Below are 19,983 nucleotides of genomic sequence, written 5' to 3'. Positions count from 1 at the left end.
GATTAAATGGCCGGGCGGGAGCGCCCGGCCTCACAATTCCATCTCAAACAGGAGAACAGCATGACCAAAGCCAAAGTACCCGGTGGCACAGCGAGCGGAATGAAACCGGGCGGCTCCGCTGCCCAAGCATCGGATGGCGACAAGCTCGATGCGCTGTCCCCAGCCACCAAACCGGAAGCGTCCGGCGCCTTGCAGGAACCGGAAATTGCGGATCGCATCGATCTTACGCATCCGGCCGTTGACGCCAATCCGCGCCAGGGAACGAGTCCGGACAGCAACCGGATCGATTTCAACGACCCGACTATCTCCAGCCATGAAGCGGTCCGCCGCAATCTGGAAGAGCAGGGCATGACGGTCAACGATCCGCCGGCCGAGCATCGCAAGAAGGGTTAATCAGTGTACGTCGTCGTCACGCCACCCGAAGAGCCGGCTGTTTCCCTTGAGGAAATGAAGGCACATCTTCGGGTGGACCATGATGACGACGACGATGAGATCGAATCGCTCGTTGCCGCGGCGCAGGCCGGCTTCGAGGATCCGGATATCGGATGGCTTCGACGCCCGGTAGCGCTTCAACAGATCGAGTTCGTTTACGACTGCTTTCCTGCCCGAAATGTCGATCTCCCGGGACCGATCCTTTTAGACGGCGATCATCCCGTCGTCGTCAAATATCAGAATAGCGCCGGGGTCGATCAGGTATTCTCATCCGCCTCGTATCGCGTCGACCGTGCCTCTACCGCGATTCCACGCTTGATCCTCGGTCCATCTTACGCGTGGCCGCGTCCGGCAAGTTTCATGCGGATTAACTGCTGGGCAGGCTTTGAGAATGATGATCCGCGCATCGGAAATTTCCAGAGTGCGATCAAGTTGCATGTCGAAATGCAATACGACGACGTTGATCGGCAAAAATATCAAAGCGCGATCGACGCGCTCTTGAGTACCTATCGATTCCGCGAGTTCTGACTTTCTTACACCGGGCCCTCAAAAGGAGCACTTCAAATGTCCCTCACCACCACCGTCAAATGCTCGATCAGCGGTCACTACACGAAGTCCGTGGGCGGGCGATCCATCGTCGACGACATTCCTCCGACGGAAGACTTTCTGCTGGCGAGCGGGACCGGGCCAGGCGCGGCGGACATCGCGTTCTCCGACAAGCGCACGCTGGCGTCGAACACGTCGGAGAACCTGGACCTCACCGGCACCCTGACAGACTCGTTCGGCGTGGTGATCGCGGCGGTGAAAGTCAAGGCCATTGAGATTCATGCCGACAAAACGAACACCACGAACCTTACGATCGGCGGCGCAGCGTCGAACGGGTTCAAAGGTCCATTCAACGACATTACCGATGCCATCGTTCTCGGGCCGGATGACCGCTTCGTTATTTCCAGCGCAGTGGGCTGGACCGTCACGGCGGGGACAGGTGACCTGTTGAAAGTGGCAAACGCCACCGGGGCCTCGGCCGGTTATCGCGTGAAGATTATCGCAGCGTCGGCGTAGTGTCGTGACCACGGCCGGCGAACTGCGACATCGTATCGCCTTTGATCGCCGCGCGTTGATCGATGACGGGGCAGGAAATACCGAGGGCGACTTCGAAGAGCAGTTTGTCGTCTCTGCAAAGGTCCAAGCAAAATTCGGCGGCGAAGCCGTCACGGCGGCCCGGCTAGCCGGTCAGCAACCGATCATTGTCACGATCCGGCAGAGTTCGAAAACCGTCTTGATCGGCACGGACTGGCGGGCGCGTGATGTGCGCTCATCGGCAAATCCCGACGAGCAGACGGTCTACAACATCCGGTCGATTGCCGATCCTGACGATGGTGGCGCATGGTTCGAAATTCTTTGCCAGTCCGGGAGCGCGGCTTGAAGACGGTCGCAATGACGCGCGATTTTTCTTACAGGGTCGCCCGGCACACCGTCATTCAATACGTCGGCGGCCTGACCTATCATCGGGTGCCTGAAGCTGCGGCGAACGCGATCCTGGACGCAAAGGCCGGCACAATTATCAAGACGAACACGCGCGGCAAAGATGATCGACCCGAGCAATGATCTACAGGTCGCGCTGGAAGCGGCTTTGAAGGTCGAAGGGGCGCTTCCCCCAGAAGTATCCGGGCGCGTCTACGACAAGCCTCCGACCGCCGCGAAGTATCCTTACATTGTCATCGGAGACTGCCAAGTTGTTCCGGACAAGGCCGATTGTATCGACGGTGTCGAGGCCTTCCCAATTGTCGACGTGTGGTCGCAAAAAGGCGGATACCCGGAAGCAAAAAGGATCGCAGGGGCCATCGTCGCGGCGCTTGATGACAAACCTCTGACGGTCCCCGGCTTCAACGTCATTCTTTTTGAGCTCCAAAACTATCAGCCGCTACGCGATCCCGACGGCATAACGCGCCGCGTTTCGCTGATATTCCGTTCGCTCCTTCAGCCCTCCTAAATCCCGCGCCGTCGGCGCTTTTTACGCCGCTTGAGCGGCGCGCATCTCTATGAAAGGGAAATGCAATGGCACAGCCGGTCGTGTTGCGCGGTACGAAGCTCCTGATCTTGATCGGGAACGGCGCTTCTCCTGAGGTGTTCTCTCAGCCCTGCGGATTGACGACGCGTTCGTTCGATCTGTCGGCTGCGACAGCGACAACGCTTATTCCGGATTGCGATAATCCGGACGCGCCGTCTTGGGAATCGAAAGACATTACAGGATTGTCAGCGGCCGTCAGTGGGTCTGGAGTAATGGCTGTCGGGTCGTTCAACGTTTGGAACGACTGGTTCATGAGCGGGCAGGCGAAAAACGTCCAGATCAAACTCGACGATGCTGCGCTGGGTCATTGGTCAGGGCAGTTCATTCTCAGTTCGCTGAAGTTCGGAGGCGCGCAAAGCGGCAAAGTCACCGCGGATATTTCGCTTGTCAACGCCGATGCCGTGACTTGGGTGGCGGCCAGCTAGCCGTGAGTAGACCCGACGACGATCTTCAGAAGTGGTTCGACGGGCTTTCGAAAAAGGTCAGGAGTCAGCTTTCGGACGTCGTGAAAGGTGAGGCATACGATCTGTCAGCCGCCCAGCTATCCCGACTTCGGTCTCTGGAGAAGCCTCCAGAAGAGACCGGCGATCTTGAGGCGTCTTGCAGGGTCGAGCCGGGCGCGAGCGAGGCGCAGTTCGTGGTTCTTGCCGGCGGCGAAACCACAACGGTCAAGGGTGACGACCACGCCCTGAATTTTGAGTTTGGAACCCGCAAGCAGCCCGCGCGCTCGTTCTTTTGGTCGACCTATCGGGAGCGCGCCGCGGGTATTCGTGAACGGATTGAGGGCGCAATCGAAAAGGCAATTAAATGAGCGCAACCGGAACGCGCGCCATCATATGGGCGAACGGGGAAGACCAGTTTTGCTTGGCAAAGGTCGGACTGATCCTCGACTTGGAGGAAAAATGCAAGGCGCCGTTCGCTGTGATCATGGCGCGCCTCGAAAGCGGAACTTGGGGATTGAACGACGTTCGCGAAACCATTCGCCTGGGCTTGATCGGCGGCGGCATGGCGCCGGACAGGGCGATGACCGCGGTCAAGAACCATGTCGACGAAAATCGGCAAGGTCTCGCCCATTCAGTTCTGGTTGCATATGAGGTCGTTAAAGTCGTCATGTTCGGAGTGCCCGACGATCCCGTCGGAAAGAGCAGTGACGATGCGGGAAAAGGGGAGCCGGCGGAGGCGCCAGAAACCGGCTCTACCACGACGACGGACGCCTCCGACGCTCCGAAATAATCAAGATTGCAGCCAAACTGGAAGTCGATCTCCGCATGCTCGAAGATTGGACGGTTTGGGAGATTGTTGCGTACATCGATGGTCGAAACGAAGCGTACGCGAACGAAGATAAGCCGGAAGCAATGAGCGGCAATGAGTTCGATGCTCTGCTGTCCGTCCACAACATTCTGCATTCGGTGAATTAATGGCCGTACCAGCGCTTCGCGTTCCTCTCGGGCTAGATACCCAAAGCTTCGAGAAGAGCATCAATGATGCCAAGTCGCTAACGTCTTCGACGACAGACTTCCTGGTGAAGCAATTTGCCAAAACGCAGTTGAAGTTGGTCGCAAATTCGGATCAGTTCAGGCCGGCTATAACCAGCGCGACCAAGTTCGTCGGCGACGAGTTTGCGAAGGTCAAGCCTCAAATTCAGGCCTTCACGCAAGCCGCGACCAAAGAAACGGTTGAGGCTGGGCTGAAGGTTGGGAGCGTTCTTGGTGGGCCTGCCATCAAGGGGAGCTTCCAGGCATTCACGGCCGTCGGTATTCCCGCTGTAACAGGATTGGCGCAAGCCATGGCGCCGCTGGCGTTGCGCGCGTTTGCTGTTTACGAGGCCTTGCATCTCGTCAGTGACGCGGTAGGGGCTGCGCGCGAGCAGATCACGGCCATGGTGGCGGTCGCGGATAAGGCTGCAAACCTTACCGTCACCCCCCAATTCCTCCAGTTGTTCGAAGGCGAATCGCGCAAGCTGAAGGTCACCGTCGACGAACTTGATACAGCCCTTTCGAATGCCTTCAATGCTTCCAAGGAAAAATCGCCGATCGATCTGGCTAAGTGGGAAGTTGCCGGCGAGCGGGTAAACGATACTGAGCTGGCGTTGCGCGTATTCAACGCAGAATTGGAAAAGTCGAGCGGCAAACAGCTTCAGGGCCTGGTGCTGTTCCGTGACGCGCAAACGCAAGATGAAAAGGTCAAAGCGATCCTGCAGTCCATGGTCGAATTGGACAAAGTCGGACAGCATCTGCAATCGCTGGAATTGGGTGAGAAGTTCTTCGGAGCACAGTTCGTAGATCGTATTCGGCAGGGTAAAGCCTCAGCCGAAGGCATTCTTGATACCATGGAGAAGCTTAAGGCTTCTCAAGATGGCATATTTGCGGACTCGTTGGTTAACCGGGCGAAAGCTGTTGATGATCAGCTCAAGCTTTCGCAGGATCGCTTGTCGCGATCGCTCAAGCCGACCTGGGACGATCTTGCGAGCGTGATACTGACGATCAAGGGATATTGGGCTGACGTCGTCGACCTTATTGCGAAGGCTGTCGAGTTCACGAATAAGCTGAGCGGGTCAAGCCTGGAATCCCTGAAGGGCGAACTGGCGGCGGTTCAGGATGCGCGCAGGAGCGGAACCGGCTTAGGTGGTATTCCGCGGATACCTGGCGCTGATACGGTTCGCTCGTTTTTGGGCCAGCCATCCATCGACCAAAGCCTTCGTCAGCGTGAAGAGGACTTGCAGCGTAAGATCGATGCTCTTGAAGGGCGGGTTTTCGGACCTGAAAAGCCTGCGACTGCCTCTCGCGGCACGGGTGCCGCTCCTACGCTCAAGAAAACAGCGAGCGAAGAGCGCGATCCGCTGGATGTCGCCATTGACGCCTCGCGCAAGCACACCGCAACGCTTGAAGCAGAGGCGAAAGCGATCGATGGGACTGCAGCGGCTCAGGCGCGGGCTAAAACGGTCGCTCAGCTTGAGGAGGCTGCCAAGCGCGCCAATACGGCTGCGGGCAAGGAAGGGGCCGCAATCTCCGAAGAGCAGCGCAAGCGCATTAACGCGGAAGCGGATGCGGTTGAGCGCGCCGCCGCCGCCTACGCTAAAAAGCAGGTCGAGTCGCAAATCAAGTTCGACCGTGGCACGGCATTTCTTTCCCAGTCGGACGTTGCCATCGCACAGCAGCTCAAGGGAATCTACGGGTCGGACATCCCGGCGGCCCTGAGCAGCACATACGCCGCAGCAATACGAGTCAATGAAGCCACCAAGGAAATCGCTAACACGATATCTACGAACCTTACCACAAGTCTTGTGGACGTGATCGACGGGACCAAGACGGCGGGGCAGGCGTTCAAAGACTTCAGCAAGGTTGTCATCCGCGCGATCGAAGAGGCGATTGTTAAGCTTCTGATCGTTGGTCCGTTGATGCGCGGGCTGCAGGGTGGTTTAGGCGGAATCTTTGGCGGGATCTCTGGGGCGTTCGGAGTTACGTCGGGCGGATACGACGCTGCGGGTGTGAGCTTAGGAACAGGGTCGCTGGGCGGGCTTTCCTATCCGGCGTTCGCCTCGGGTACTGATTACGCGCCAGGCGGATGGTCCATAGTTGGTGAGAACGGGCCGGAGTTAAGAAAGATCGGTCGCGGCGATCAGATCATCCCAAACGATATTGTCCGCAGCATTGGGGGCGGGGGGATGAATGTCAGCTTTGCACCGCAGATTGATGCCCGGGGCGCCGACGTCGCCGCAGTATCGAAGCTCGCGCAGGTCATGGCCCAGCAACAGGCAGAATTCGAGCCGCGCGTCCGCGCGATCGTCGCGGCTCGCGGCAGCAAGAGATGGTGACCCGTGGCGCTTTCGCAGCCGTTCGATCTGTTCGGGGATTTTCCGGGCTGGATCACCAGTTTTGACCTGAAGTGGAGGCAGGAGCAATCCACGCAGGCCAGCGGCCGCATCATCGTAAAGGATTTGGGCACGCCGCTCTGGACGCTTAAAGCGCAGTCGAAGCAGCTCAGTCCGAACACCCTCGATTACTGGCGCGCTCGATTGAACGCCATGGAGAATGGTCTCTCGACGTTCTACGGCTATTCGCTGTCCCGCACCTTTCCGATCAAATATCCAAATCGATCGTGGCCTACAGGGAGCAGCTTCAGTGGAACGACCGCGGCTGTTTCGGCGATCAACATCAATCGCAAGGCTATCGCGGTCGCATCGCTGCCTGCGGGCTACGTCATTTCGATCGGGGATTACGTGAAAATAGGAGCTACCGATCTTCATCAGGCGATGGAATCTGCGACCGCAAATGGTGGTGGCGTCACGCCGCAGTTCGAAGTTCGGCCGCACATCTGGCCTGGCGTTTCAGGTGGCGCGGTCTCGGTAAGGAAGCCGTCCTGCATTATGGCCATCGTTCCCGGATCGCTCTCCTCCGAGGCGGGTCTGAACGGATGGGGCAGCATTTCATTTTCAGCTATTGAGGCTCGCACCTAATGCGCTCGCTTTCTGCGGAAAACTATGCCGCCCTGCAATCCCGCCGCCTCGTAGCGCGCGATTTCATCTGGTTCGTGGTGCGAGACCGGAATACCGGAAATCCCGTCACTGATGGTTATTGGTCGGACGTAGGTCAGATAACCGCCTCTGTGGTCGATCCGGATACGGGCGGGACTTCGTTGCGGACATGGTTCGGCGCGGGCTCGCTGATTCAGATTTCGGATATTCCGCTCGTTTCCAGTCTGACTGTGCAGAATGTCACGGTTACGCTGTCTCAAGTCGCGGATCGGGTGAATGCGCTGATCAGGACCTACGACGCAAAGCAGGGTCGGGTCGAAATTTACCGTGGACTGTTCGATCCGGACACGCGCCTCATGGTGGCGCCGGCTACCCCTAGGTTCGTAGGGACGATCGACGAAGCTCCGATCAAGACGCCGAAGGAAGGCGAGAGCGGAGACGTTACCCTCACGCTCACCTCGAACACGCAGGAATTGACAAGAAGCAATCCCGATACACGTTCAGACGCCTCGCAAAGGTTGCGGAGCGCAACGGATAATTTCTACCAGGACGCGGCCGTGGTTGGGACATGGCAGCAATTCTGGGGTCGGGCAGGCGGGGCCATCAGAACTTCTGTGGGTGGGGCAGCGCCTGGATTACCGATCGGGCAATGATCCGGCCGGCCGTTCCCGCCGACAAGACGCGGGTTATCGAACTACTGAAGGATTCCAGGGAAGCGGCTGGCTTCGACACATCGAAGGGTCTGACGGGTTTCGTTTTTCCATTTGATCCAGCCTATGCCGAAAGGTTGTTCTTGTCGCATCTCGTTGCCCTCCGGGCACTTTGTCTTGTGCTTGACGTGGGCGGAAGCGCGCAGGGCGTACTGATGTCCGTCGCCTACGAGCATCCGTTCGGGCCGGTCTGGATCGCTAAGGAGACAGTGTGGTGGATCGACCCGGAGCACAGAGGACCCGCCGCTGCCCGGATGCTTGATGCCTATGAGGCCTGGGCGCAAGGGCAGCATTGCACCTTCGTTGGAATGGCCGGCATGGGCGCCGATCCGGATGTAGCAAAGTTGTACGTGAGACGCGGTTATCGCATGGCCGAAACGCACTATTTGAAATCGGTCTGAAGTAATGGCGATCTTCTCGGCGCTGGGCATTGCTACATTCTTGGGGATCGCGGCGGATAGCTTCATTGCGGCTGCGGGCGCCTTCGTTCTCAATGCTGCGGTTGGTGTTGCTGCATCTTTAGGTCTCAGTTATGCCGCTAAGGCACTGGCGGGCGATCAGAACCAGACCGCGGCGACCGCCGGTAATTTCGGAGTTCAGGGAACACTGCAGGCGGGCGGCGCCGTGCCGCGTTCGTTCAATCTCGGCTACAGCGTCACCGCCGGGTCGCTGGTATATGCCAACTATCACGGCGGTGATACGGCAACGCCGAACGCCTACATCACGCAAGTGATCTCAGTGGCCGATCTGCCGAGCCGTAACATTACCGAATTCTGGGTAAATAATGAGAGGGTTACTCTGCCGGATGGCGGCTTGGTAGGCGGCGGTCAGGGCCCAGATGCCGGTTATAGCGTTCCGGAATACGTCAAGGCTCGAACCGACAGTGGCCCGACTGAGCCGCACTTGTATATCAAATATTACGACGGGACACAGACTGCGGCCGATCCTTATCTGGTCGGCACGGTTTCTTCGGACGATCGTCCCTACGAGTCGACTAGGGTGGGCGTCGGCGTCGCCTACGTTGTCGTCACCTATCTTGAGAATGACAAGTTGTGGTCTGGATTTCCGGAGTTCAAGTTCGCTGGTGCTCAGGTCAGGCTCTATGACCCATCAAAGGATTCGAGCAACGGTGGTGCAGGGTCGCACCGCTATTCCAATCCGACGACATGGGGTGGCGATGGCGACGACCTGCCTGCCGTCCAAATCTACAATCTGCTGCGCGGTTTCCGCTACAACGGAATCTGGCTTTATGGCCTTCAGAACATGTCGGCGGTGCGCTTGTCCTCGGTCAACTGGTTACCGCAGATAGCAAAATGTCGCGCAACGATCCAAGGTGAGAGTGGGTCTGAGCCAACATATCGATCTGGCGGACAGATCAATGTGAACGTCCAGTCAGCGAACGCAATCGAAGCCATCCTGACATCATGTCAGGGTCGGCTTTCGGAGATCGGAGGCTTCTACAAGATACACCTGGGCACCCCGGATAGCCCGACATTTTCATGGACGGATGACGATATCCTATCCAGTGAAGAGCAAGTCTATCGACCGTTCTTCGCCCTCTCCGACAGCGTCAACGGCATCCAAGCGACGTACCCCGACCCCGCCCAGGGATGGAACACTGTAACCGCACCGGCGTACTACCGGCCCGATCTCGAGGTGCTGGACGGCAATCGTCGCCTTATGGCGAACCCATCCTTCGACTTGGTGCCGTATCCTGCCCAAGTGCAACGACTGCAAAAGTCCGCGATCGAAGAGGCGCAACGCGCTCGGACGCACACGATCGTTCTGCCGCCCGTTTTCTGGACCGTCGAACCTGGTGACGTCGGTGAGTGGACGTCGGTTCGGAATGGATACAGTGCCAAACAATTTCGTGCGGACGCCATCGTTGATAAGGCCAATCTCGACATCATCGCCAGCCTGACGGAAATCGATCCGTCTGACTACGATTGGGATCATGCGGTTGAGTTTGAGCCGGTTACGTCCGGCCCGACGATAATCCCAAGACCGGCAGCGCAGGGCGTCGTTGACTGGTTTGCCGAGCCTTGGACGCTCGTTGACTCGGACGGTGTATCGCGTCGGCCCGCGATCCGGCTTACATGGGACGGCACGCAACCCGGCGTTGCGGGCATTCAATATGAAGTCCGGCTTGCGGTCGATCAGTCGGACGTAACGAAAGGAAGAACTGATCAGCTCGCGGCAGGAGCGATCATCGTCTCGCAATCGCTGATCCCGAACACTGCGTATCAGGTAAGAGGGCAATATCTGCCGACTTCGCCGCGCGACATGCTGTGGTCGGACTGGCTGAACGTCAGGACGCCAGATGTTTTGACTAGTTTGGTTGAATTCGACGCTGGGCTGCATGAGCGCTTCACCATCGCATTCGACCAACTATACGAACTGGAAAGCAGGATCACTCAGCTTATCTCGTCTACCGCCTCAATCAATATCGCCCGCAATTGGCTGGACAAGAAAAAAGTCCGAACCGAATTGTCATCTGTTTCGGAGGCAATCAGCGCACGAATTACTGAAGAGTCGCTTGTAGCGAGTTCGGCCACTTCGGCGGTTGCGCTTCGCACCACCACATTAGAAACCGCCATCAACGATCCCACTCACGGGCTTTCTGCAACTGCCACGACGGCAGACGCTCTATACTCGCAAGTCAACAATAGCGAGACGGGCCTCTCGGCTATAGCAGGAAGGACAACGACGCTCGAAGCGAATGCTAATGATTCCGCGCATGGTCTGGCGGCGACCGCTGGCGCAGTATCGCAGCTCCAGTCTCAAGTCGAACTAGACTCAAACCATCTGTCAGCGATGAGCCTATTGCTGAATTCGTTAAATGCGACTGTTAATGATGCCGCGCACGGAGTTATTGCGACCGCGAACGCAACCGACGTGCTAATCGCGCAAGTGAATCTTGACGAAGGCCATCCGTCAGCAATTTCAGGGAGGCTTAGCAACTTCAGTACGACGCTTGGCGATCACAATGCGACCCTCAATTTACTGGCAAGCAGTGTGGATGGAAACAGGATAATGCTGGGATTAGTCGGCACCATCGACGGTGTGAGCGGTGGGCTAATTCTAACGGGCGTTGGTCAAAATGGCACTGTCTCCTTCACTCTGTTGTATCGCGGTGAATTCATAGTTGACGGATCGATACTGTCTTCGAAGATAGGTGCGGGCGAGATCAAAGCGGTCAATGTTGGAGCTCAAGAGATAGATGCGACGCATATCAAAGCGCGCACACTGACTTCCGACTCCGGAGTATTTGGAGTTTTAGGGGTCAAGTCAATTTCGATCGGAGATAACGCAGTCACAGTTCCAAAAGTCCACTCGCCCCCGGGATCGTTGACTGGATCAGCCGCAAGCCAAGTCGCGGCGACTGTGACTCTTGACGTCGATACAGCCGGTTTAGCCGGCAAGCAGATAGCAATCCTGATCGGCTTCTCTGGTGCGCTAACATACGCGACGAATGCCACCTACCGCGGCTCGATTACTGTTTCATCATTAGGCGGATCAGAAGTTACGCTCATCAATAGCGCAGGATCAGGGCAATACGAAGCCTCCCTAAATTTCTCCGCTTCGTATGTGTTCACAGCCTCTGGTGGAATAGACACTTATATCATCAGAGCTAGGGTAATTTTGTCGGCGGATGTTCGTATGGATAGCAGAACGCTTTGGGCTGTGGCGGCAAAGCGATGAGCACGATTCACATTCACTACAAGCCGATCGATGATCGATACGGCGAAATTGGTGGTTGGGAAACAAATGATGTTCCAACCATAGAAGATGGTTGGTTGATTGCGACAATATTGCTTGCGAAGGGGCAATCCGTACCGGATGGCAAGACACAAAAACTGGATTTTATCGACAAGATTATTGTTGAAAAAACTGAAGCCGAAAAACGTGAGGCGCTTGTCCCTTCCGCATGGGAAATGAAGTGTAGAATCTTCGCCGAACTAAACGCAACCGATCAATTCGTCGTCCCCGATAGGCCGATGTCGGAAGAGTGCCGCGAGTCTTGGTCGACATACCGTCAAGCGCTTCGTGACCTTTCCAAACTTTCCGGTGTTCGGGCAATGATTGGCGCATGGCCGGTACGGCCTGACGATATTGACGCTGCGTCTGAACTGCGTGAGCGAACTTAACGGACCTCATCATGACCGTTCTTCTGCCTCCCTACACCACGGGGACCGTCACCGTTGCTGCAAACGGAACGGTGGTTACGGGTTCGTCTGTTGTATGGAGCGATTTGAACGCTCGCGAAGGTGATTGGTTGCGTAATCCGGCAACGGGTTACGTCACGGTCATCACTGGTCGGCTGGACGCCAATCACCTGACCGTGCCGGCATGGAAAGGCACAGCAATCGCCGCTGGCGCCTACGAAATCTATCCGTATTCACCGCTGCGCTACGCCGGTGGAACGGCGATGGCAGATGTGCAGGCCTTGCTTGCAATTATCAACGGCGCGACGATTTTCTATCAAGTCGCTGGTAGCGCCCCTGACAACTCGCTCGGCGAGGACGGCGATATCGCCATCAAAGTCAACGCGTCTCCGTGGCAACAATGGGTCAAGAGCGGCGGAGCTTGGGTTTCTCAAGGGGTACCGCTCGGCATTTCGAATAAAGGGGCGTGGTCGAGTTCGCAGGTCTATGCCGTAAATGACGTAGTCGGGTCGGGTGGCAATGCATATCTGTGTATCGCGCAGAATCAGAATGCGATGCCGCCCAATAATACATATTGGGTCTTGCTCGGCGCGAAAGGTGATACCGGCAACCCAGGTGTCGCAGGTAATGCTGCAACCGTTGCTATCGGTTCCGTCACTACGGGAGCGGCAGGAAGCTCTGCGGCGGTGTCGAATGTCGGCTCTAGCAATGCCGCCACGTTGAATTTTACGATTCCGCGCGGTGACCAGGGCATTCAGGGTATCCAAGGTAGCCAGGGTATCCAGGGTCCTACAGCGGTCATATCCGGTACTAGCGCATCGGTGGCGACGGTCGGCTTAGGCACTAAGGTATTCGTTACGCAAGCCGGCATCGCGTGGCCCGTGGGTACGCGACTGCGCGCCGTCAACGCAGGCGGCGACCGGGTTTTGGTCGGTCTCGTCACGGCCTATTCAGGCACATCGCTCACGCTGTCGGTAGACACGACGCAAGGCGTCGGCGCGGACAACACCTGGACAATTCACATTGCCGGCGAGATTGGCCAGCAAGGCGGTACCGGACCATCCGGCCCAATCGGCCCAGTCGGCCCAGTCGGCCCAGTCGGGCTACCCGGCGCCGCCAGCACCGTACCAGGACCTAAGGGCGATACCGGCACGGGATTTACGTGGAGCGCTAGTGGGACGCTAGCGCAACGCGCAGCGTCTGACGGGCAGACCACTGGATACGCGTTTTTACAAACCGACACGGCGCCGTTCCGTCTTTGGGTGAAGGCCTCAAACACGTCGGCCGATTGGGCGGGTCCGACTTATGTGGGTGGGCAAGCCGCAGTTGGCGACATGGGCTTAATCACCGATAGCGTCTTGGACAATTACGACTACGGGAGCATCGCGGCATGACGACAGCAACTCAAGTCAAGCGGCGCCGGGGCACGACATCTCAACACACGGCCTTCACGGGCGCTGATGGTGAAATCACAATCGACACCACCACGCATAGCGTAGTCGTCCACGACGGAGCGACTGCCGGCGGGTTTCGTCAGGCGACCGAGTCGTACGTCCAGGCTCAAGTAGCCACGCTCGCTGCCGGAAACTTCCAGAATCAGTTTCTGTTCGCGAACACGATCTATCCATAACGGAAAGGACTTTTATGGCCCTCGCACCTGTCTATATCGGCACGCCGCAAACATGGCAGGCCGCACTCACCGCCGCGAACTCCAACATGGACGGCACAGGGACCATTGTGGATGTTGTCACTGGCGGTTCAAGCGGCTCGCGCATTGATAAAGTTCGTGTCGTTGCCAGTGGCACAACTTCGGTCGGAAAGGTTCGATTTTTCCTCTACGACGGCTCCAATACGTACATGATCAAAGAGGTTCTTGTCTCCGCCATCGTGCCAAGCACTTCTATTGAAGCGTTTGTGGCTGAATGGGATGCGGACGGTCTTGTACTCCCAAGCTCCTCTTGGAAATTGCGCGCTTCGACTCATAACGCCGAAGCTTTCAAAGTCTTCGCCAAGGGCGGTAACTTCTGATGGACAATCGATCATCTTTCGGCACACCGGAAAGTGCGGCCCCGATTGGCTTTGGTGGTATCATTCCGTCAACATCAGAACTTCCCGTCAACCGGATGCATGCATCTTTTACCGTTGAGGGTTCTGGCACAGTCAAATCACTGACCCCGTTGCCGCGTGGGGTTCCTATCCTCTTGACGTTCATTGGCTCCCCGACGTTCGTCCACTCAACCAAGCTGCTGATGCCCAACGGGGTCAACAAGCGCTTTGCAGCAGGTGACCGGGCATGGTTGCGTCCCGACAGAGATGGCGTTTGGCGCTGTATTGGTATCATGCCGGCAAACCCTGGCCCCCTATTCGTATTCGAGGGCGATAGTCTCACTTGCGTTACCAACCAAGGGCTTTGGCCCCTGATCCTACCGACTGTAAGTGGTTTTTTTTCGCGCGGAACTTCTCTGTATTACGCAGCGGATGGCGAATCTGCTTCGACAATGGTCGGTCAGTACACGACACAAGGCGGCACTGTATCGTTCGGCTCAGGCATCGAGGCGTTTTATTTGTTGTGGGCCGGCACGAATGACATTGTCTCAGGCACTTCGGCTGCCACCACCTACGGATATCTCACAACTATTTGGGCGGCCGCACGGGCAAGCGGTTACAAAGTCGTGGCTTTTACGATCATGTCGAGGAACGACAATTCTGGCGCGGCTGAGATTCAGCGCATCGAGCTGAATCGTCTTATTCGAAGCGATGCGAGTCTATATGATTATCTGGTTGAACCCGATTTGGTATTCACCAATCCGCTCGACATGGTCCTCTTCAACAATACGTTCGTGCATCTCTCTGCCTACGGCAACAACGTTCTCGCGCACATGGTGGCATCAAAGGTGTTGGGGACGGCACCTTACGAAAGCGCACCGCCAGAGGCTCTCGCACAGAATAATATTTTCATCAATCCGAAGGTGGCGGTCAATCAGACGGGTGCCGGCGGTACGCTTGCATCCGGCACCCGGCGATGGAATGCTGATGCATGGGAAGCGAAATACGTCCATGGCGCCGGGACTGCTGTCGTCATTGCGCAACAACTTCCATCTGGTTCTTTCCCGGCCACCTTACCGGGATTTGATTTCGCGCAGCAACTCGCCGCGACTACCGCGGTATCTTCACCGGCAAACGGCGATTATGCGTTACACCGGCAGCAGGTAGAAGGGTACAGGGTCGCCCATCTCGGATGGGGAGCGAAAGGCGCCTTGCATCTATCCTATGCCTTCGCGTTCTACACGACGGTGGCAGGAATTATTTTTGTCAAAGTATCGAACGGAGCAAGAAACCGATGCTTCTATCAGGAGCAGACGGTCGCCGCAGGGTGGAATTTTCTTACCGGCTCAATCCCCGGCGATGTGACCGGGACATGGGCCAAGGATACGGCCGTTGGCTTGGTCTTCGAAGTGTTTGCGGTCGGCAAGGCAGCATCACCTGCCGCACCCGGCGCGTGGGGTGCAACCAGCACCACACAGACGACTAATTCAACGAACCTGCTCGGAACTAACAACAACCAGACCGTTATGACCGGCTTGTTCGGATGGGCTGGCGCGCCGATCGTGACCTCGCCGGCTCGGCTGGCTATGCTGATGCGCTCGACGGAAGAAGAGCGGTTGCGGTGCTATCGGCATTATTTCGTCGTCAACAGCCCCAATGTCGTCGCGCTAGGGCAAGCCGCAAACACTACACAAGCCAGTTTTTTATTGACGCTCCCTGTCCCCATGAGGGTTGCACCGATATCTTTTTCAGTATCGGCTGCCAGTGATTGGAATTTGCTGAAGGCTGATCTTACTTCGCTAGTCGGGACGGCTTTTCTTGGAGGTTTCGGAACAGCCGAATTGAATTTAGCGCAGCTTGTCTTTAATTGCGTCTCCGGCCTAGTTGGCGGCAATGCGACAGGCCTGCTGCAAGCAAATTCTAACGGCAGGATTTACATCGATGGTCGGTTTGCTGACGTTTGAACGGTAAACTAGAGCTTTCTGAAAACGTAGGCATCCTGCCAATTTGCAAAGGTGCCGCCTGCCACGAACTCCGAAAGATCAAACAATTTGTGTGCAGCATCTATCATCCAGTTTGGGTCGACGAATGCGTTTCCGTAGTTGCTGCCTGCATTAGCGCTGGCAATAGTGAAGGCGTCGTAAGGCATAAAGACATATCGATCATCACATACCCTGCGGATCAGGTCCGTGACATGATCGGAATTGTAACCGAAGAGTGCGCGATGCGGCACCGAAGTTACTAGCGTGGATAGCGCGCGATAGCCGTGCGTCGTAATGATAAGGATGCCGTTATTCGCTAGAACGCGCGCCATCTCATGCAGCCAAGCGAGAGTTCTTTCCTTCGGAAAATGTGAGAAAACGGATAGGGCGAAAGCAAAATCGATTGACCTGTCTGGCAAACAAAGTGGCGGCTCGGGGCCATTCGTCAACGTGGTGACGTTGCTAATTTTCTCTTGACACCAAGCAACGTGCGCTGGGTTGGTTTCCGACCCGAAAGTCTTGTAGGCAGTTGATTGTCCCAGCAATCTTGTGACTCGGCCGCAACCGCAACCAAAATCCAATACTGAGGCTCGCGGCGGACGATCGACTGCGTGTTTCTCGAACAAGTCTACGAGGAACATTGCGTCTCTCACCCCTTGCCAAAGGAATCCTGCCTCGTGAGGGTCGTTGGTGATAGACCGCAGTTCATGCGGAGGAATCGGCGGCAATAAGGATCGTAGCAGGTCGTCGAATCCAGGACCGATAGTATGAAGCCATTCAGCGTCTTTGTCCGCACCGGCTACGAGCAGAGCGACATGAAGATCAATGTGTTTTTGCCGAAGGTCCTTTAGCCGCTCACGAGCTCCAACGGGAGTGATCAAGTCGAGGAAGTTCATGCGTCAACCTATCCCTCGGGGTTTATCAGCAACCTATTCCCGCATCGTGCCCGCGTAAAGACCGCCAAGGGTCCCAGAGAGTCTGCCCCGCAGGTTCCACTCGTCCTTCAATTTCGGAGACTTCACCATGACCAAACGATCTGCCCAGGCCGGGCGGGGCGGTGCCGTGCGCATTGCCCACCGAAACGGATATTACGGCTGCCGCCGCGATCAAAAGGACATGCGCGACCATATGTTCGTGGCCCGCGCTACGAGATTGCCGCCAGCCGTTGACCTGCGGGCGCATTGCCCTCCCGTGATGGACCAAGGCGATCTCGGGTCGTGCACCGCGCACGGAATCACCGGCGCACTCCGATACGAGATGAAACTCCGCGGACTGCCGGATGTGCCGCTCTCGCGCTTGCAACTCTACTACGATGAACGCGCGATCGAAGGAACTATCAAGTCGGATGCCGGAGCCGAGATTCGAGACGGCATCAAATGCGCGGCAAAGATCGGCGTGGCCCATGAAAATCTGTGGCCGTACAACACCTATAACCTGAAGCGCTTCACGACCAAGCCGTCGGCGAAGGTCTATGCCGACGCCAAAAACTTCATGGCGTTGTCCTATCAGCGCGTCGAAGTGAGTGCTGTGGCACTCAAGGCCGCCTTGGCAGCGGGCCACACGCCCATTATTGGCCTTACGCTTTACGAGAGTTTCGAGAGCGATGCTGTTGCAAAGAGCGGCATCGTCCCGATGCCGGCGAAGCACGAGAAAGTGGTCGGCGGCCATTGCATGTACGTCGTGGGCTATGGCCAGAAGCCCGGCACCTTCACCGTCCGCAATTCATGGGCCGCTGATTGGGGCGACAAGGGCGATTGCTATTTTCCGGAAGCCTATCTCGGGTCGGTTTTGCTGGGATCGGACTACTGGATCATCACGACGGAAGGATCCGCACAATGACAACTTGGCCAAAAGACAACCAAGCTGCGCGCAACGCTTTTTACGGTGACCCCGGCAAAGGACAGATCCCCGCGCAGATGGTGCCCGTCGTTCCACCGTTTCGCATGACCTATACCGATGAGCACGGCACAAAGGTCATGAAGTCGATCATGTTTCACCGAAAAGCCGCGCCGGCTCTGCTGGCAGCTCTTAATGAGATTTGGGACCACTGCCAACACGATCAGGCTAAAGTCGATGCATCGGGAGCCTCAAAGTATTTCGGTGCCTACAACCATCGCATGGTGCGCGGCTCTACCACAAAATGGTCGAACCATGCCTACGCTGCGGCGATTGACCTGAACGCGCTGGACAACGCCCTAGGGGTGAAGAAAGGCACGATGCCGGACTTCATCGTCGATGCGTTCTGCCGGCAGGGCGCCATGTGGGGTGGCTGGTACAAATCCCGTCCGGATTGGATGCACTTCGAGTTCGTTGATAACGGCGGGCGCAAGCCAAAGTCGATGCCGCCTTGCATCAAGCCTGCAAAGCCCGCGGCGCTTATCGCTGATGACGCGCCTGCCGATGAATTCGAAGATCATCCTGCGTTGCCGTCGTTCCTTAACAAGAAAGATGATCCAGTCATTGTCGATGGTGACGTGAAGGGCGATCCGGAACTCTATTCAGTTCAAAGGCGCCTCAAGGCCATGAACTACAGCCCTGGCGTTCTTGATGGGGTGTGGGGAGGCGGCACGTCCGGCGCGCTCAGCGGCTTCATCAATGACCGCGGAGGGCACATTTTGGTGCCTGCATCGCTAGACGCGTTCAACGACGTCCGTGAGGCGATCAAGGGTGAGTTAGGCAGGGCCGAAAGTGAAACCCCAAGGTTCACACGCCCCGTATCGCCAGCCCGTAAAGCTGGCGACGCGAAGACGGTTGCTGCGGTCGCGCCGGAAGTCGTGCCCGCGAAGCGTAATTTCCTCGCCGCAGTGTGGGCCGCGATTCTCGCCGCTTTCGGGTCGATTTGGGACACGATATCTGGCTGGTTCATGGAGGCTTGGAACTTCTTCACGGACCACAAGGACGATCTCCCTGAGGACAGCGGTGGATTGCTGAGCACGGCTTGGGAATACGTGAAGCATATTCCGACACCGGTCTGGTGGCTGGCCGCGGCTGGGCTGTTTGTGTTTCTCGCCCTCAATGCCCGCAGCAGCGTGAAAAAGATCACCGAGTCCGTTCAATCGGGAGTACGGCTATGATGTATCTCAGGTTTGCTATGACGGCGCTTGGCGGTGCCGGCCTGGTTGCCAAGCTGATCACGGTCGGCGTGCTGGTTACCTCTCTGCTGGCCGTGTACGGCTTCTGGCACCATAAGGTGTACATGAGGGGGTGGAACGGGGCGCTGGCCGCCATTGCTCGACAAGACAGCAGGGCCATCGCCGACGCGACCAAGCTTCGCAGCGCCTTCAAGACGTGCCGCGACCAGGGCAGGAAGTGGGACCAAGCCACGGGATCTTGCTCATGATCACAAGGTTTATCTTAATCGGCCTTGTCGGCGCTGTATTGGCAGGGTGCCAAACAACCGGTCCCGCGTCGGTCAAAGGCGGCGAGTGCCGCATCTTCGAGCGCCCGGAATACGCCATCCGCGGCAAGCGCCAGTACGATCAGGACTGGATCGACGGCAACATTGAGGCAGGTGTCGGTGGCTGCGGTTGGAAACGCCCCAAGGCTCGTCCAGCGTCATTCGATGCTGCGCCTGGGCAAAAGGTGGTTGCGCTTGTCAAGAAACGCAGCGTGATCCGGCGCATCAAAGATCGGGTGGTTGCACCCTTCACCGCGCCCGTTGCACCAGTGGTAGCAACCCCGCCGCCGCCCGCAGCTTCATCGCCATCAACTCCGCCGGCACCACCACGCGACGCCGTCGACGAATTGCTTCACCCAGTTGAACCAATTCGCGGGGATCGCTTATGATGCGGACCTCGTCGGCACAGTGAACTGAAAGCCGTCTCGCATGGCCGGAGAGATAATCCCCGCGTCGATCGACTGGATCGATGTCATTCAGCAACGCGGCGCTATCAGCGTATCATTATGGCTGGCGCGTTGGATGGGTGCTCGGGCTCGGCACGACGGATGCGATGCGCGGTAACATCCATGCATGGGGCGCGATGGTGCTGGCGTTCTTTTTGGCGGACGCACGATCGAAAAGTCGCACGGATCATCAAGATGACGCTCTGCGTCTCCAATTGAAAGCAGGGCGCTGATGTCCGATCAAGGATCGAAAGCCGAG

Annotated in this window: 25 protein-coding genes; 24 read left to right on the top strand and 1 reads right to left on the bottom strand. The window is 57.3% G+C overall.

The features are described 5' to 3' along the window. The first annotated feature begins 6 nt into the window (after positions 1-6). The 20 genes from ACFE72_RS18810 (at position 7) to ACFE72_RS18715 (ending at position 15,863) form a co-directional block, all read left to right on the top strand. Positions 7-393, top strand: coding sequence for a hypothetical protein (locus ACFE72_RS18810; protein WP_375414633.1), 387 nt, complete (start codon positions 7-9; stop codon positions 391-393). Positions 394-396: 3 nt separating this feature from the next. Continuing rightward, entirely contained in the window at positions 397-960 is a 564-nt protein-coding gene (locus ACFE72_RS18805) for a head-tail connector protein (RefSeq protein WP_375414632.1), read from the top strand. A gap of 36 nt (positions 961-996) precedes the next feature. Beyond that, positions 997-1,494 (top strand): hypothetical protein, encoded by a 498-nt coding sequence (locus tag ACFE72_RS18800; RefSeq protein WP_375414631.1) that lies wholly within the window; start codon positions 997-999, stop codon positions 1,492-1,494. Between the two features lie 4 nt (positions 1,495-1,498). After that, positions 1,499-1,858 carry a head-tail adaptor protein gene (locus ACFE72_RS18795; protein WP_375414630.1) on the top strand — a complete coding sequence of 120 codons (360 nt, stop codon included), beginning with the start codon at positions 1,499-1,501 and terminating at the stop codon, positions 1,856-1,858. Beyond that, positions 1,855-2,040: a hypothetical protein gene (locus ACFE72_RS18790; RefSeq protein WP_375414629.1), complete on the top strand. Its 186-nt coding sequence runs from the start codon at positions 1,855-1,857 to the stop codon at positions 2,038-2,040. The genes ACFE72_RS18795 and ACFE72_RS18790 overlap by 4 nt, the downstream gene beginning before the upstream one ends. Then, positions 2,021-2,425, top strand: coding sequence for a DUF3168 domain-containing protein (locus tag ACFE72_RS18785; RefSeq protein ID WP_375414628.1), 405 nt, complete (start codon positions 2,021-2,023; stop codon positions 2,423-2,425). The genes ACFE72_RS18790 and ACFE72_RS18785 overlap by 20 nt, the downstream gene beginning before the upstream one ends. 65 nt (positions 2,426-2,490) lie before the next feature. Beyond that, positions 2,491-2,928, top strand: a complete 438-nt coding sequence (locus ACFE72_RS18780) for a phage tail tube protein (RefSeq protein ID WP_375414627.1) — start codon at positions 2,491-2,493, stop codon at positions 2,926-2,928. Between the two features lie 2 nt (positions 2,929-2,930). Beyond that, entirely contained in the window at positions 2,931-3,314 is a 384-nt protein-coding gene (locus ACFE72_RS18775) for a hypothetical protein (protein ID WP_375414626.1), read from the top strand. Beyond that, positions 3,311-3,736 (top strand): gene transfer agent family protein, encoded by a 426-nt coding sequence (locus ACFE72_RS18770; protein ID WP_375414625.1) that lies wholly within the window; start codon positions 3,311-3,313, stop codon positions 3,734-3,736. The genes ACFE72_RS18775 and ACFE72_RS18770 overlap by 4 nt, the downstream gene beginning before the upstream one ends. 35 nt (positions 3,737-3,771) lie before the next feature. After that, entirely contained in the window at positions 3,772-3,921 is a 150-nt protein-coding gene (locus ACFE72_RS18765; protein WP_375414624.1) for a hypothetical protein, read from the top strand. Continuing rightward, positions 3,921-6,317 (top strand): hypothetical protein, encoded by a 2,397-nt coding sequence (locus ACFE72_RS18760; RefSeq protein ID WP_375414623.1) that lies wholly within the window; start codon positions 3,921-3,923, stop codon positions 6,315-6,317. Before ACFE72_RS18765 ends, ACFE72_RS18760 begins: the two co-directional genes overlap by 1 nt. Positions 6,318-6,320: 3 nt before the next feature. After that, complete coding sequence (locus tag ACFE72_RS18755) at positions 6,321-6,959, top strand: hypothetical protein (protein WP_375414622.1); 639 nt, start codon at positions 6,321-6,323, stop codon at positions 6,957-6,959. Continuing rightward, complete coding sequence (locus ACFE72_RS18750) at positions 6,959-7,630, top strand: hypothetical protein (protein WP_375414621.1); 672 nt, start codon at positions 6,959-6,961, stop codon at positions 7,628-7,630. Before ACFE72_RS18755 ends, ACFE72_RS18750 begins: the two co-directional genes overlap by 1 nt. Next, a complete protein-coding gene (locus ACFE72_RS18745) occupies positions 7,627-8,088 on the top strand; it encodes a GCN5 family acetyltransferase (RefSeq protein ID WP_375414620.1) in 462 nt (153 codons plus the stop codon). The genes ACFE72_RS18750 and ACFE72_RS18745 overlap by 4 nt, the downstream gene beginning before the upstream one ends. A gap of 4 nt (positions 8,089-8,092) precedes the next feature. Beyond that, the gene (locus ACFE72_RS18740; RefSeq protein WP_375414619.1) at positions 8,093-11,389 is read left to right on the top strand and encodes a phage tail protein; all 3,297 of its coding nucleotides are present in this window, start codon (positions 8,093-8,095) and stop codon (positions 11,387-11,389) included. Further along, on the top strand, positions 11,386-11,835 hold the full coding sequence (locus ACFE72_RS18735; protein ID WP_375414618.1) for a phage tail assembly chaperone: 450 nt from the start codon (positions 11,386-11,388) through the stop codon (positions 11,833-11,835). The genes ACFE72_RS18740 and ACFE72_RS18735 overlap by 4 nt, the downstream gene beginning before the upstream one ends. Positions 11,836-11,846: 11 nt before the next feature. Then, positions 11,847-13,247, top strand: a complete 1,401-nt coding sequence (locus tag ACFE72_RS18730) for a hypothetical protein (protein WP_375414617.1) — start codon at positions 11,847-11,849, stop codon at positions 13,245-13,247. Then, positions 13,244-13,483: a hypothetical protein gene (locus tag ACFE72_RS18725; protein ID WP_375414616.1), complete on the top strand. Its 240-nt coding sequence runs from the start codon at positions 13,244-13,246 to the stop codon at positions 13,481-13,483. Before ACFE72_RS18730 ends, ACFE72_RS18725 begins: the two co-directional genes overlap by 4 nt. Before the next feature lie 14 nt (positions 13,484-13,497). Next, positions 13,498-13,881 (top strand): hypothetical protein, encoded by a 384-nt coding sequence (locus ACFE72_RS18720; RefSeq protein ID WP_375414615.1) that lies wholly within the window; start codon positions 13,498-13,500, stop codon positions 13,879-13,881. Then, the gene (locus ACFE72_RS18715; protein WP_375414614.1) at positions 13,881-15,863 is read left to right on the top strand and encodes a hypothetical protein; all 1,983 of its coding nucleotides are present in this window, start codon (positions 13,881-13,883) and stop codon (positions 15,861-15,863) included. The genes ACFE72_RS18720 and ACFE72_RS18715 overlap by 1 nt, the downstream gene beginning before the upstream one ends. Before the next feature lie 8 nt (positions 15,864-15,871). Here the strand turns inward: ACFE72_RS18715 and ACFE72_RS18710 are convergent, their stop codons facing one another. Continuing rightward, on the bottom strand, positions 15,872-16,777 hold the full coding sequence (locus tag ACFE72_RS18710) for a class I SAM-dependent methyltransferase (RefSeq protein ID WP_375414613.1): 906 nt from the start codon (positions 16,775-16,777) through the stop codon (positions 15,872-15,874). A gap of 127 nt (positions 16,778-16,904) precedes the next feature. Here ACFE72_RS18710 and ACFE72_RS18705 point away from each other — a divergent pair, with 127 nt between their 5' ends. The 4 genes from ACFE72_RS18705 to ACFE72_RS18690 are packed head-to-tail and all read left to right on the top strand — an operon-like array spanning position 16,905 to position 19,667. Beyond that, entirely contained in the window at positions 16,905-17,720 is an 816-nt protein-coding gene (locus ACFE72_RS18705) for a C1 family peptidase (protein WP_375414612.1), read from the top strand. After that, entirely contained in the window at positions 17,717-18,955 is a 1,239-nt protein-coding gene (locus ACFE72_RS18700) for a M15 family metallopeptidase (protein WP_375414611.1), read from the top strand. The genes ACFE72_RS18705 and ACFE72_RS18700 overlap by 4 nt, the downstream gene beginning before the upstream one ends. Continuing rightward, complete coding sequence (locus ACFE72_RS18695; RefSeq protein ID WP_375414610.1) at positions 18,952-19,221, top strand: hypothetical protein; 270 nt, start codon at positions 18,952-18,954, stop codon at positions 19,219-19,221. The genes ACFE72_RS18700 and ACFE72_RS18695 overlap by 4 nt, the downstream gene beginning before the upstream one ends. Then, the gene (locus ACFE72_RS18690) at positions 19,218-19,667 is read left to right on the top strand and encodes a hypothetical protein (protein WP_375414609.1); all 450 of its coding nucleotides are present in this window, start codon (positions 19,218-19,220) and stop codon (positions 19,665-19,667) included. The genes ACFE72_RS18695 and ACFE72_RS18690 overlap by 4 nt, the downstream gene beginning before the upstream one ends. The last annotated feature ends 316 nt before the right edge of the window (positions 19,668-19,983 follow it).

It is taken from the genome of uncultured Bradyrhizobium sp. (genome assembly GCF_964252615.1).
Taxonomy (GTDB): domain Bacteria; phylum Pseudomonadota; class Alphaproteobacteria; order Rhizobiales; family Xanthobacteraceae; genus Bradyrhizobium.
The sequence above is the reverse complement of the archived record's forward strand: the minus strand, read 5'-3'. Positions and strand labels throughout refer to the sequence as shown.